Source organism: Evansella clarkii, from assembly GCF_002019695.1.
GTDB classification, from domain to species: Bacteria; Bacillota; Bacilli; order Bacillales; family Salisediminibacteriaceae; genus Evansella; species Evansella clarkii.
Window position 1 is genome coordinate 4,778,220 of record NZ_KV917376.1, and the last position, 12,910, is coordinate 4,791,129.

At 42.3% G+C, this 12,910-nt stretch carries 14 protein-coding genes; 1 reads left to right on the top strand and 13 read right to left on the bottom strand.

Annotation, left to right across the window (positions count from 1 at the left end):
* Positions 1–78: 78 nt before the first annotated feature.
* Positions 79–546 (bottom strand): DUF188 domain-containing protein, encoded by a 468-nt coding sequence (locus tag BK582_RS22680; protein ID WP_139368287.1) that lies wholly within the window; start codon positions 544–546, stop codon positions 79–81.
* Between the two features lie 563 nt (positions 547–1,109).
* On the opposite strand from BK582_RS22680, the gene BK582_RS27725 reads away from it, so the two are divergent.
* Positions 1,110–1,436, top strand: a complete 327-nt coding sequence (locus BK582_RS27725; protein ID WP_139368288.1) for a hypothetical protein — start codon at positions 1,110–1,112, stop codon at positions 1,434–1,436.
* Here BK582_RS27725 and BK582_RS22685 read toward each other — a convergent pair.
* From BK582_RS22685 to BK582_RS22740, 12 genes are all read right to left on the bottom strand, one after another.
* The gene (locus tag BK582_RS22685; RefSeq protein WP_236939246.1) at positions 1,402–2,226 is read right to left on the bottom strand and encodes a pyruvate, water dikinase regulatory protein; all 825 of its coding nucleotides are present in this window, start codon (positions 2,224–2,226) and stop codon (positions 1,402–1,404) included. The two genes, BK582_RS27725 and BK582_RS22685, sit on opposite strands and share 35 nt — an antisense overlap.
* Before the next feature lie 23 nt (positions 2,227–2,249).
* On the bottom strand, positions 2,250–2,891 hold the full coding sequence (gene ccpN, locus BK582_RS22690; RefSeq protein ID WP_078597208.1) for a transcriptional regulator CcpN: 642 nt from the start codon (positions 2,889–2,891) through the stop codon (positions 2,250–2,252).
* A gap of 112 nt (positions 2,892–3,003) precedes the next feature.
* Complete coding sequence (gene glyS / locus BK582_RS22695; protein ID WP_078597209.1) at positions 3,004–5,097, bottom strand: glycine--tRNA ligase subunit beta; 2,094 nt, start codon at positions 5,095–5,097, stop codon at positions 3,004–3,006.
* Positions 5,090–5,977: a glycine--tRNA ligase subunit alpha gene (glyQ, locus tag BK582_RS22700; protein ID WP_078597210.1), complete on the bottom strand. Its 888-nt coding sequence runs from the start codon at positions 5,975–5,977 to the stop codon at positions 5,090–5,092. Before glyQ ends, glyS begins: the two co-directional genes overlap by 8 nt.
* A 304-nt stretch (positions 5,978–6,281) precedes the next feature.
* Positions 6,282–7,031: a DNA repair protein RecO gene (gene recO / locus BK582_RS22705; protein ID WP_078597211.1), complete on the bottom strand. Its 750-nt coding sequence runs from the start codon at positions 7,029–7,031 to the stop codon at positions 6,282–6,284.
* Between the two features lie 33 nt (positions 7,032–7,064).
* The gene (locus tag BK582_RS22710; protein WP_078597212.1) at positions 7,065–7,211 is read right to left on the bottom strand and encodes a YqzL family protein; all 147 of its coding nucleotides are present in this window, start codon (positions 7,209–7,211) and stop codon (positions 7,065–7,067) included.
* Between the two features lie 492 nt (positions 7,212–7,703).
* Entirely contained in the window at positions 7,704–8,603 is a 900-nt protein-coding gene (era, locus tag BK582_RS22715) for a GTPase Era (protein ID WP_078597213.1), read from the bottom strand.
* Between the two features lie 7 nt (positions 8,604–8,610).
* Positions 8,611–9,009 (bottom strand): cytidine deaminase, encoded by a 399-nt coding sequence (locus tag BK582_RS22720; RefSeq protein WP_078597214.1) that lies wholly within the window; start codon positions 9,007–9,009, stop codon positions 8,611–8,613.
* An 11-nt stretch (positions 9,010–9,020) separates the two neighbouring features.
* The gene (locus BK582_RS22725; RefSeq protein ID WP_078597215.1) at positions 9,021–9,770 is read right to left on the bottom strand and encodes a DUF502 domain-containing protein; all 750 of its coding nucleotides are present in this window, start codon (positions 9,768–9,770) and stop codon (positions 9,021–9,023) included.
* 20 nt (positions 9,771–9,790) lie between these two features.
* A complete protein-coding gene (locus BK582_RS22730; RefSeq protein WP_078597216.1) occupies positions 9,791–10,183 on the bottom strand; it encodes a diacylglycerol kinase family protein in 393 nt (130 codons plus the stop codon).
* Positions 10,164–10,634, bottom strand: coding sequence for an rRNA maturation RNase YbeY (ybeY, locus tag BK582_RS22735; protein ID WP_078597217.1), 471 nt, complete (start codon positions 10,632–10,634; stop codon positions 10,164–10,166). Before ybeY ends, BK582_RS22730 begins: the two co-directional genes overlap by 20 nt.
* On the bottom strand, positions 10,634–12,883 hold the full coding sequence (locus BK582_RS22740; RefSeq protein ID WP_078597218.1) for an HD family phosphohydrolase: 2,250 nt from the start codon (positions 12,881–12,883) through the stop codon (positions 10,634–10,636). Before BK582_RS22740 ends, ybeY begins: the two co-directional genes overlap by 1 nt.
* Between the last annotated feature and the right edge of the window lie 27 nt (positions 12,884–12,910).

Here is a 12,910-nt window from a genome sequence, read left to right on the forward strand (position 1 = left end):
AAACATAATCTTTAAAAATCAACATTGGCCTTCAATGTTTTTTCAATAAGGATGGCGTATATAGTTTCGCCCTCTCCGTCAAAATTCCTGCCAATTTGACAGAACTTTTTCTAATTCTTTAATAAAAGTTTCCCTGTCTTCTGAAGTAAGCTTTTTTGGACCTTTTGTCTTTTTCCCCGCCCGGCGGAGTTTGGCTGACTGGTACCTTGAGTCAAGCAGATAATCGATTTGCTGATTTGTGACCTGTCTGCCTCGTGAATTGAGAACAGTTACACCTTTTCCGAGGAGCAGGCTGGACAGCCCAAGATCATCAGTCACAGCGATCTCGTCTTTGTTTATTTCATTCGCAATCTTCAGGTCAGCAGCTTCCTTATCCTGGTCAACTGTCAGCTGAACTACAAAGTCAGGAAATTCTCCTTTCCGGATATGAGCATAGGAAGAAACAAATACTACAGCAGCCCTATAATTTTCCGCTGCTTTCAGAACTTCGGGAACAACAGGGCAGGAATCTCCATCGACAAAAATCTTTGGTTTATTCTTTTGCATATCTTTCTATTCTACATCCTTTTAGATATTCCTTCTTTCCCGCTTCTTCTTATCAGAATAAAACTCATTTTAAACTCATTTACTATCTTTACCAAAAAAACGAGAAAAAGTCTTGACATTTACATTTTATTTGTTCTACTTCTCTTTATGCCCAATTTCAATGAAAAATATATGAAATCACAATATTTCATTATATAGTAACAACTGGGTATACGCTATAATTTTGCTCACAATTTTTATGGAATTATGGAAGTCACTTATAAATTAATAAATTATGCTCTTGATTCTTTAAAAGACACGCGCTTTCCTCGGGCGTTGCCTGGTTCCATGTCTCAGAGTATCGATCTGGAGCAGTGTCAGTCGAGATAACTCGTAATAATTCAAGATGCGTTGGTCGTTGCTTTTCCCGATCGGCAAGAGCATCGCTCCCCCGCAAATGCATCGATTTGGCTCGATGTATGCTCTGTGTAGCTGATCTGGCAGAGGAAGAGTCAGTCTCGCGCTTTTACCTAAAAACAACTGAATGAATTGCATCGATAGGCTTTATATAACAAAAGCCGAACATGACTTTTCGATTACAGCGTAAGACGGCGACTCTTGCGGGAAAAGCGCGAGCTGAAAATCCATTTTTGACGGCGTCAGCCGGGCAGAAATTAGTTGAAGCCGTGCCCGCAGAACGCGTCCGTCTGAAGCGTAAATCGAACAACCAAGTAACTAAGATAATGTCCTCGTCAAAGTTGAAAATCGTGAATTATGAAATAAGTTCAACTACTTATAAAAAATCAGCATCCACCATAAAAAGAGCTAATAAAAAACAGCACAATTCATTATATGAAGTGTGCTGTTTTTTATATCTCATTCTTTATTATTCTGAATCATGTGATAAATAAGGTTTGCTGTTTCCTCCACAGCTTTATTTGAAACGTCAATAACATCACAGCCGATTCGCTCCATAATTTTCTTGGAGTATTCAAGCTCCTCCTGGATTCTCTTTACATTAGCATAATTCGCTTCTGCTTTCAGTCCCAGTGCTTTCAGACGTTCTGTCCTGATACTGTTTAACTTCTCAGCTGTTATATTCAATCCGATGACTTTTTCTTTCGGGATTGCAAAAAGCTCATCAGGTGGCTCTACTTCAGGGACAAGAGGGATATTCGCGACTTTAAGGCGCTTATGGGCCAGATACTGGGACAGCGGTGTTTTGGATGTTCTGGAAACCCCCACCAGTACAACATCAGCTCTCAGCACTCCCCGCGGATCCCGTCCATCATCGTATTTTACCGCGAATTCAATCGCTTCTACTTTCCTGAAATATTCCTCATCCAGTGCATGAACTAAACCTGGCTCGTTCCTTGGGTCTTCGTCCACCCTTGTCTGGAGCAAGTTAATCATAGGGCTCAGAATATCATATACAGGTATATTTTTTTCCCCTGCTTTTCTTGTCAGATGTTCGATTAACTCTGGTAAAACAAGTGTAAAAGCAATAACCCCGTTATTTTCTTCTGCCTGTATAATCACTTCATCGATAGTAACTTTTTCTTCTACATAAGGTACTCTTCTGATCTCGGTATTTGAGCCATTGAACTGGCTGGCAGCAGCTCTGACAACTAACTCTGCCGTTTCACCTACGGAGTCAGATACAACATATACGATTGATTTTTCACTCACAGGATAATTCACACCCTTCTCCCGGCCGCTGAATTTTATTGAATTTCATCGTTAGCGATACTGACAAAAGCTTTTGTTATGTTTGTTTTTGTAATCCTGCCGATGACTTCAAGTTTCTGAATGCCTTCCTTTTCTACTTCCTTTACAACAGGAACGCTGTCTATTTGCTTACTGATCAGTTTGGTTGCCACATCAATCAGGAGATCGTCAGGGCTGCAGCTGGTGATATTGGGCATTCGCGTCATAATGATACTGACCGGTACTGATTCTAAGTCCTGCTTCCCCATACTCGCCCTCAACAGGTCTTTCCTGGAAAGAATACCGGTAAGGCTGGATTGTCCGTCTACAACAAACAACGTGCCTACATCTTCTAAAAACATATTCACAATGGCATCATAAACTGAAGCTGATTCGTTAACGACCACCGGCATAGATTGAAAATCTTTTACTGTTAATTTCTTTATTCTTTCAGTCAGCAACTGCGAGCCAGTTTTACCGGTATAAAAATAACCTACTCTTGGTCTTGCATCCAGGTAACCAGCCATTGTCAAAATAGCAAGATCAGGACGTAATGTCGCTCTTGTCAGGGACAATCTCTCAGCGATCTGGTCCCCGGTAATAGGTCCGTTATCTTTTACTATTTGCAGAATCGTTTCCTGTCTGTTATTTAATTCCATATCTTCACCGCCCTCTGCCAGAGGCAATTATCAAATTAGCCAGCGCTTCTGATTTTTCACTTTTTCCGTCCCGCAGCACAGTTTGTTTAAACCACCTGTTTAACAACAGTTTCTATTCTTCCCCATGAAAAACTATTGACTGGAAATCAGCAAACCTGGTGATTAAATCTGCTGTGTCATTCATTTGAGCAAGCCTGTTTCGCTTAATCTCCGGATTGTCCGCCATAACCATAATATTATCAAAATATTTATGGATAACAGGTTCAAGGCTTCTTAGTTCCTTATATGCATCTTCCACATTCCCCTGCTTTAACAGATCACTAACTTTATCGCCGATTTTCAGCCTTAACTCCTGTAATTGTTTTTCTTCTTCTTCCTTGAGTAAAGCCGTATTGATTGTTCCCTGATTATCGCCTGCTTTTTTAGCAATGTTTGTAACACGGCTGAATGCTTCAACAGCATTTTTGAAATCCGGTTCAGCCAGCTGGTTCATCAGGAAGCTCGCCTTAGTGAACAGAAGTTCTAAATCTCCTGTATTGGTTTTTAAAACCGCGTCAATTACATCATAACGCACACCTTGTTCCTGAAGCAGACTTTTAATCCTGAGCTCAAGAAAGTCTTTGAGTTCATCCATGACTAATTCCGGGCTTCGTTTTAAATGACCTCTTTTTTCGGCAAGGTTAATAGCATCCTCAAGCACATCAAAAATATTAAGCTCCCAGTTTTGAGAAAGAATAACCTGAACAATGCCTGCTGTCTGCCTTCTAAGGCCATGGGGATCCTGTGAACCAGTAGGCTTTAAACCAATGCCAAAACTGCTCACAACTGTATCAGCCTTATCTGCCACACTGATAAGTGCGCCCGTTCTCGTTGCCGGCAGTTTGTCACCAGCCTGTTTTGGGAGGTAATGTTCGTAAATCGCTGCTGCCACTTCTTCCTCTTCTCCTGACAGCACAGCGTACTCCTGACCCATACGCCCTTCCAGTTCTGGAAACTCATTGACCATATTTGTAACCAGATCCGCTTTGCTGAGAGAAGCAGCCCGTTCTGCTTTTTTCAATTCTTCCGCATCAAATCCTGCTCTTTCTCCAATCTGCAAGGCCAGCTCTTTAATTCTTCTGACCTTATCACCCATAGAGCCCAGCTCTTCATGATACACGATTGATTCCAGCCGCTTCAGCCTGTTTTCGAGAGGCTGTTTTTTATCTTCCTCGTAGAAAAACTCAGCATCTGCGAGTCTTGCCCGAAGAACTTTCTCATTACCTTTCTGGACATTCTCGAGATGTCTGTGGTCACCATTTCTTACTGTGACAAAATAAGGAAGGAGCTTGCCTTCTGTGTTTTTTACAGGGAAGTATCTCTGATGCTCTCTCATCGATGTAATCAGCACTTCGTCTGGCAGCTGTAAAAATCTTTCATCAAATTCTCCGTATAATGCAGTAGGATACTCAACCAGATTGTTAACTTCTTCCAGAAGATTTTCATCAACAGGAATGTCCCATCCTTCTGATTCTGAAAGACGCATAAGCTGAGAACGGATTGCATCCTTTCTCTCCTGAGGATCCGTAAGTACAAATTGTCCCAGTAAAATCTCACGATAGCTGTCTGCATTATCAATTACAACTTCACCGCCAAGGAAACGGTGGCCATATGATATATTTCCTGTTTTCACTTCAGCAATCTCAAAATCAATAACTTCATTTCCGTATAATGCAATAAGCCATTTAACTGGCCGGATATATTTAAGGTTGTAATCCGCCCACTTCATATTCTTCGGAAACTGAAGATTAAGCAGCACATCTTTAAATCCGCTGAGCAGATCTTCTGCCGGCTGACCCTCTGTAAATTTCTTTACGAATACGTACTCTTCACCTTTTAATTCCCTGAAGAAAAGGTCGTCCACTGATACTTTCTGGCCTCTGGCAAAACCTTGCGCTGCTTTTGTCCAGTTTCCATCCTGGTCCAGCGCTATTTTTTTCGCCGGGCCTTTCGCCTCCTCCTCTTTATCAGCCTGCTTTTCGGAGAGGCCGTGTATAATGACAGCCAGCCTCCTTGGAGTGGAGAATTTTTCAATATTCTTATATGACAGCCGCTGTTCTTCCAGCCACTTTTCAGCCTTCTCAGCAAGCTGATTCATCGCATCCGTAACAAAGCGGGCAGGCATCTCTTCTAAGCCAATCTCAAGCAGAAAATTACGATTATTCATCGTTTCCACCCTCCTTTTTCAGCATTGGAAAACCCAGGTTCTCCCTGATGTCAAAATACTTTCCGGCACATTTTCTTGCCAGGCTGCGCACTCTCCCGATATACCCGGTGCGTTCTGTAACGGAGATTGCCCCCTGAGCGTCAAGCAGATTGAAGACATGGGAGCATTTTAATACATAATCGTAAGCAGGAATAACAAGCTCTGCTTCCAGTGCTCTTTCTGCTTCTCTTTCATAAGTGGAGAATAGATTAAACAGCATATTACTGTCAGCCACTTCAAAGGAGTACTTAGACTGCTCAAACTCATTTTGCAAGAATACATCGCCGTACGTAAAACCATTCACCCATTCTAAATCATAAACATTTTCCTTATCCTGAATATAAGAGGCAAGACGCTCAAGCCCGTATGTAATCTCCACTGCTACTGGACTGGCTTCAAGCCCTCCAACCTGCTGGAAATAAGTAAACTGCGTAATTTCCATACCATCAAGCCACACTTCCCAGCCAAGTCCCCAGGCTGCGAGTGTAGGCGCCTCCCAGTTATCTTCCACAAATCGAATATCATGCTCTTCCGGGTTAATTCCGAGCATTTTCAAGCTTTCTAAATATAATTCCTGAATATTGTCAGGCGATGGTTTCATTATTACCTGAAACTGGTGATGCTGGTAAAGGCGGTTAGGATTCTCTCCATACCTGCCGTCTGCCGGCCGTCTTGAAGGCTCTACATAAGCCACATTCCACGGCTCTGGACCGATACTGCGCAGGAAAGTCATCGGATTCATCGTTCCTGCTCCCTTTTCTACATCATAGGCCTGCAAAATTAAACAGTTTTGTTCGGCCCAGAATTTCTGCAATGTCAAAATCATTTCTTGAAGATTCATGGCGTTCCCTCCATTGTTTTCGGTGCTGGAACAGAAAGCTCTCCATTAAAAAAACCCCCGTCTATGTCATTGGACATAGGGACGAGAGTTACCCGCGGTTCCACCCTAATTGCTTAAAAGAAATTGTGGTTCCTTATAAGCCTCTTTCTGAAACACTGTGCTCTGGAGTGCCTTCACTGCTTTCTGTATCCCTGGCTTCCACCATCCCAGGTTCGCTTTATACAGATTGAGCAGATACTCTTTTCCATCTGCGCACCGATATTAATTTATACACATATTACTTAAAAAAAATCTCCCTGTCAACTTAACTCTCATATAGCTGATCCACCTGGTCAAGAAACTTTTTTGATTTAAGCCTGACTCCTACATATTCGTCATAATAATAATTCAAAAGGGTTTTAAGCTGCTTCTTTGTTTCATCTTTAACATTAATATTTCCGATACGTTTTATATCTATGTACTGAAAGAGCCTGAGAAGTTTTATAACCGAAGGGGAAACAGAAAGCCGGTGTTCATCCTCGGCCTCGCATCGCCGGCAGAGCAGTCCCGAATGCTTCAATGAAAATGAAACTCCTCCTTCAGGGTTTCCGCATAAGGTGCATCTGTCAAGCACAGGAGAGGTTCCGGCAACTTCAAGCATTTTTGTTTCAAAAATTCTGGTTAAGATATCCGGATCACTGCCTTCATTCAGATAGTTCATGGTTTGATAAAGAAGTTCAAACAGATAGGGGTTGCGGGAGTTGTCTTCAGTCAGCTTATCAATTAATTCAACCAAATAAGCTGCATGAGCGGTAAGTCTTAAATCACTCCTTACATCCCGGAAAGAGCTAATAACGTCAGCCTGGTTCAGCGTACCGATTCCTCTGGAACTCTGGTAAATAAAAATTCCGTATACAAAAAGCTGGGCACTTGAAGCGTGCCGGCTCTTAGGCCTTTTCGCTCCCCGTGCCATCAGTGCAATTTTTCCATTCTCCCTTGTATATATAGTTAAAATTTTATTTGTCTCACCATAATCATTTGTTCTGATTATGATCCCTTCAACCTTCTGAAGCATATTAGCACCACCTGTTGGCAGCATGCAGGGTCTTTAGTGGGCAGGAGGGTCTAATTCTTCAAATTCAAATTCATTATCCTTTTCATCAAATAAAGAACCATCTCGTTCAACTTCCTTGAATAACAAATACGAATTAATATTGCCTGTCAGGGAGAATACTTTCCAAGTTAAGTTGATCATGAATTTAACTCCACCTTTCAGCACAGACTTTATTTTCCTGACGTTATTTGTTATCTTGACCACTGCAGCATAATTAATGTTATGGAATAATTGTCAATCGACTGTTACAAATACAAATTGTATTTTAAAACTGCCAGACACACAAAAAACTGTATAAAACTATGATAGTATTTTTTAAAAGAAAAAACAACGGGGCGGACATCTAATATTATGATTTTTTTAAATTTTCCGAAAATATTACTATGTCCCAGGTATTACTTTTGCCTCCGGCTGCTTAAAGTAGTTGCCTGGCATCCTGGTTATAAGGGAAACTTTGATCAGTGGGGAGCTGTCTACCCCCACTGATCGTCAGCTAACCAACCGGGATGTTTAGCTGACGATATTTCCCGCATCATACATTTAGCTAAACCTCGTGTTTTTGGTAGGGAGTTTTACGGACAGGTACATCGTATTAAATACGAGAAATGCAGCTGCCTGCAGCCGCATTCCCTTTTAATACTCATCTTCCCGGTAGCCGAACTCTTTCAGGTACTTCCCTTTGTTGCGCCAGTCCTTTTCTACTTTAACCCAAAGTTCTAAAAAGACTTTGGATCCCAGCAATGCTTCTATGTCTTCCCGTGCCTTTCTGCCGATCTCCTTAAGCATCTTGCCTTGTTTTCCGATGATAATGCCTTTTTGGGAACTTCTCTCTACAATTATTACCGCACCAACATGGACAGCAGCATTTTCCTTCCTTCTGTTTATCTGCTCAATGTCCACAGCTATCGAATGCGGCACTTCTTCATGTGTAAGATGCAGAACTTTCTCCCGGATCATTTCTGACATTAAAAATCTTTCCGGATGATCTGTTACCTGATCCTCAGGATAATATTGAGGGCCTTCCTCCATATATTTAAATACCTGGTCAATCAGGGTGGAAATATTATTTCCTTTTAAGGCAGAGATAGGGATTACCTCCGTAAAATCAAACAGCTTCCGGTAATCATCAATAATCTCAAATAATTTATCCGGATGTATTTCATCAATTTTATTCACCACCAGAAAAACCGGCGTTTCCAGGTTTTTAAGGCGTTCTATAATAAAGTCATCCCCTCGGCCACGGCCTTCCTTGGCGTCAACAAGAAACAGAACTACGTCTACTTCCCTCAAAGTAGTCTGCGCCACTTTGGTCATAAAATCACCCAGACGGTGTTTTGGTTTATGAATACCAGGTGTATCAATAAAGACAACCTGTCCCCTCTCTTCTGTAAAAACACCCTGAATCCTGTTCCTGGTAGTCTGTGGTTTATCACTCATTATAGCAATTTTCTGGCCGAGCATTTCGTTCAGCAGCGTGGACTTCCCTACATTTGGCCGTCCAATTAAAGCTGCGAATCCTGATTTTTTTGTCATGATGTACTCACCCTTCCAGATCCTCCGGAGAAAATGCACCTGGTAATATCTCCTCGAGACTCCATTCAGATACTTCTCCATTTAAATTAGATAAAAATACTTTAGTGTCTTTCTGAAGCAGCTCAGACATAACCTGCCGGCATGCTCCGCACGGAGATACTGGTCCTTCTGTATCAGCAATAACTGCCATAGCAGTAAACTTACGGACTCCTTCTGAGACAGCTTTAAAGATCGCTGTTCTTTCCGCACAATTACACATAGAATAAGCTGCATTCTCAATGTTACAGCCGTGATAAACTGTACCGTCCTCAGCCTGAAGAGCAGCTCCTACCTTAAATTTCGAATAAGGCACATATGCTTTCTCTCTTGCTTTTTTGGCTTCCTGTATCAAACTGTTCTTATCCATATTTTTCCCCCTCAGTGATTGTTTCGGTGTTTCCCTACCCTTACGACCATTTCCTTAAACGATTTATCATTTGTATTATTATTCACTGCGTCTTTTTTCAAAAGTCTGGCTTTTTCAGGAGGAACTACCACACCGCCGGAAATTATGAATTTCAGCCCCTGCTCCACGCTCATCTGAAGCACCTTTACATCCTCTGCAGGTACAACAACGAGCCATCCGGAGGTTGGGTTAGGTGTTGTAGGGAGAAACACGTTCAGACAGTTTTTGTCTGCTATCCGCTTAACTTCTCCTTTCGTCTCACCTGTTAAAAAGCCGAGAGTATAAACTCCTTTTCTCGGATATTCAATCATTACAACCTTTTGAAACGATGTTTTTTCCTGAGTAAACGCGTTAATAAGCTGGTCAACTGACGAATATATGTAATTAACTACAGGAATCTTTCTGAAGAAACTGTCAACCCGGTGAAAAGCCTCTTCATTATTTCCCTTCCGCTTGGACGCCCCTACTGCAGCGACCAGTAAAATTGTGATAATGAATCCTACTCCAACAAGCCGTTCTGTAAACGGCGTATAAATCCCCAGAAGGTATATTGTGCCCTCTTCAATACGGACGATGCGGAGAACCCGCAAAACGTCCGTTATAAAAGGGCCGAGGAAATTATCAATTATTGAAAAAACCAGCTGCAGTACATAAATGGTTGCGATAGCAGGCAGAAGAAAGAACAGACCGGTTATTAAGTTACGCTGAAATGTTTTCCACATGGATGAGGCTCCCCCTCTCCTTAAAACAGTGCAATTATTTTAGGAAGAAAGATGAGTACACCCACCAGAGCAGCAGCTAAGGAAAATACAAATACTGCTCCGGCAGCTGTATCCTTTATAACCTTCGCTCTCGTATCATATTGCCGGACCATCAGATCGACAGTCCGTTCAATCGCAGTATTTATAAGCTCAAGAGCGAGCACTCCTCCTGCCATAACCGCAAGTATGGCCTGTTCTGTTAAAGGCACATTTAGCACCTGGGCAAAAATAAAAACTAACGCAGTAACGACAGAGTGAATTCTGAAATTCTGTTCATATTTCCAGGCCTTTTTAATTCCGTGCCACGCATAGACAAAACTTTTCGTGAGCCTGCTCCATAAGATGAACGGCTGTTTATCTTTTTTTGAGTCCATGTTTTTCCAGGATTTCCTCTTGCCGGCTGAACATGGATTTTTCCTGCGCTTCATCTCCGTGGTCATATCCGAGCAGGTGGAGAAAACCATGAACGGCCAGGAAGCAAAGCTCACGTTTTATATCGTGGCCATACTCTTCTGCCTGCTGTTCAGCCCTGGGCACGGATATAACAATATCACCAAGTAAATCCGGCATCCCTTCGACTGCTACTTCATCATCTTCGCCCTCATTAAGAGCAAAGGACAGCACATCGGTTGGTTCATCCTTGCCACGGTAATCACGGTTAAGCTCTTGTATTTGTTCATTATTCACAAATGTAACGGACAGCTCGGAATTTTCTTTAATACCTTCCATCTTCATTGCTGTATCAAGAACATCAGCCACTAAATTAAGCATATCCTCGTGAAGCTTCCCTGTTTCATCGATAAGGCCTGTTTGTTTATAATCCATTACGATTGGTCACCTTCTTTCTTTTCTGTTCTTTTATCCGAAACATCTTCCGGATATTCAATCCTGGTGTGAAAAGTTCCCTGTAATGTCTCAAGAATTGATACGGCTATCGTATTAAGTTCTTTTAAAGTTAAATCACATTCATCAAACTGACCGTCTTCAAGACGTTCTGTTATTATTTTTTTTACGAGCTTTTCAATCTTATCAACAGTAGGCTTCTGCATAGAGCGGACAGCAGCCTCCACACAATCAGCTATACCGACGATTGCAGCTTCCCTGGACTGAGCTTTAGGGCCAGGATATCTGAACTCTTCTTCAGGTATGTCTTTTTCCGATTCCTGCTGTGCTTTATGGTAAAAATATTTCAGTAAGGTTGTCCCATGGTGCTGTTCTGCGATGCTGATTATTTCTTTCGGCATCTTATATTCCCTCAGTGTGTCTGCTCCATCATAAGGATGTGAGATTATAATCGTTTTACTGAGCTGAGGAGAAATCTTATCATGGGGATTTTCAATTTTCATCTGATTTTCTATAAAGAAATGCGGGCGCCTTGTCTTCCCCAGATCATGATAGTATGCCCCTACTCTCGCTAATAAACCGTTCGCTCCTACTGCCTCACAGGCACCTTCAGCCAGGTTTGCTACCATTACGCTGTGATGATAAGTACCTGGAGCTTCCAGAAGAATTTTTCTTAAAAGTGGATGATTTGGATTAGACAACTCAATTAGCTTCGTCGTGGAGAGAACTCCAAAACCTGCTTCAAAAAACGGAAGAACACCTAATGTGAGTACTGCTGCCAGAATTCCCGCTAAAGCTGAAAATCCAATATGGAGCCCAAATTCAGCGAGGCTGTACTGCCCGTTTTTTAACAGCATCAGGGCAAGTATAACTAAGACGTTCAATGTCCCCACAAATAATCCTGCCTGAAGAATTCTCATCACTCTCTGGGAATGAGAGAGAAAGAAAACGCCTGCAACGGAACTGAAGAAGACATATATACCATGTGTAGCACTAAACGCACCAGATGCTTCCGCGTTAAATATAACGCTCGCTGTTATCGCAAAAATCATTGCTGTAAACAAAGCTGCCCGGGAATGAAGCAGTATAGTGATTAGCATTGTGCCCATAGCAGCAGGAACAACAAAAGTAAGCCCATATAATTCAAGCTGGTGGGTCAGGCTTACCACCTTAATAATAACCAATGTCAGCGTAAAGATAATCACATACATAAGAAGATGTGTATTATTTGTTTTCAGCGAAGTATGCGCATCACTTAAATAATACGCCAGTACTCCCACTAACAGCATGACGAGAAGAGCCAAGCCAATGAAAGGATATGCATTTGAATGATCATCCAGCAGCCCTACAAGAGAAAGCTGATTATAAATTTCCGAAGTAACCATCTGTCCTTCTTCTGCAATCAGCTGGCCTTCCCTGATCAGGACAGGTTCAACAGCCTCAACTGCAGCTTCTCTGGCTTCTTCTGTCGCCTCCTCATCAAGGAGATAATTGGCAGTCACTCCAAGCCTGGCAATTTCGATCATTGACCGGTACAGCCCCGGATCAATCGTGGATATGAGCACCCGCCGCTCTGCCTGGTTCCTGGCCTCTTCTACCTCATCAATGTGAATCTCGTTACTCATTACCTCGTGTATAGCGTTTGCAGTAGTCTCCTGAGCAAGTTCAAGGTCTTCTTCCGATGCCTCCAGTAAAGCAATCAGAGTATCATCTGAGAGCCCTTCACTAAGCTGCTCAGAAAAAATTGTGCGTATTCTTTCTACTTGTTCCTCTGTCGTAATCTCCTCGGGAGGATCTTCCTGGAGCCCCGCATTGTTCCCGTTCTCGTTTTCTTCTTCTAATTCCGCCGTCTCCTCTTCAAAATCCGCTATTTCCCTTTCACGTTCCCTGGCTTCTCTGCGAACAGTCTGAACGGTATTAAAAATATCGTTTATTCTCTCAATTTGGTTTTCAGTATATCGGTTTTTTGTTGTATAAATAGGGCTTACAGATTCGTATGCCTCCTGCTGCAGGCGTTCTGTTTCCGATCTATATTCAATAGTAAGCGGGGAACGGATATCCTGGTCGGCTGTCGTTCCAACCTCAGCCTGAAGCGTTTCAGGAACAACATTGGAAACCATCAGAGCATACGTAATAACTCCCAGTAGGATAAACAAAAAAAATCTGATATAGCGGTGGTTTTTCAGGTTCTGCCACCACTGCTGGTGATCGATTGACGATCGTTTCCCCATCTCCTCACCCCGTCGAGGCTGCCGGTA

Excerpts from the sequence above, each read along its gene's own strand:
- BK582_RS22680 (WP_139368287.1), bottom strand. The coding sequence starts at position 546 with ATGCAAAAGAATAAACCAAAGATTTTTGTCGATGGAGATTCCTGCCCT.
- BK582_RS27725 (WP_139368288.1), top strand. The coding sequence starts at position 1,110 with ATGACTTTTCGATTACAGCGTAAGACGGCGACTCTTGCGGGAAAAGCG.
- ccpN (WP_078597208.1), bottom strand. The coding sequence starts at position 2,891 with ATGGAATTAAATAACAGACAGGAAACGATTCTGCAAATAGTAAAAGAT.
- glyS (WP_078597209.1), bottom strand. The coding sequence starts at position 5,097 with ATGAATAATCGTAATTTTCTGCTTGAGATTGGCTTAGAAGAGATGCCT.
- glyQ (WP_078597210.1), bottom strand. The coding sequence starts at position 5,977 with ATGAATCTTCAAGAAATGATTTTGACATTGCAGAAATTCTGGGCCGAA.
- recO (WP_078597211.1), bottom strand. The coding sequence starts at position 7,031 with ATGCTTCAGAAGGTTGAAGGGATCATAATCAGAACAAATGATTATGGT.
- BK582_RS22710 (WP_078597212.1), bottom strand. The coding sequence starts at position 7,211 with ATGATCAACTTAACTTGGAAAGTATTCTCCCTGACAGGCAATATTAAT.
- era (WP_078597213.1), bottom strand. The coding sequence starts at position 8,603 with ATGACAAAAAAATCAGGATTCGCAGCTTTAATTGGACGGCCAAATGTA.
- BK582_RS22720 (WP_078597214.1), bottom strand. The coding sequence starts at position 9,009 with ATGGATAAGAACAGTTTGATACAGGAAGCCAAAAAAGCAAGAGAGAAA.
- BK582_RS22725 (WP_078597215.1), bottom strand. The coding sequence starts at position 9,770 with ATGTGGAAAACATTTCAGCGTAACTTAATAACCGGTCTGTTCTTTCTT.
- BK582_RS22730 (WP_078597216.1), bottom strand. The coding sequence starts at position 10,183 with ATGGACTCAAAAAAAGATAAACAGCCGTTCATCTTATGGAGCAGGCTC.
- ybeY (WP_078597217.1), bottom strand. The coding sequence starts at position 10,634 with ATGGATTATAAACAAACAGGCCTTATCGATGAAACAGGGAAGCTTCAC.
- BK582_RS22740 (WP_078597218.1), bottom strand. The coding sequence starts at position 12,883 with ATGGGGAAACGATCGTCAATCGATCACCAGCAGTGGTGGCAGAACCTG.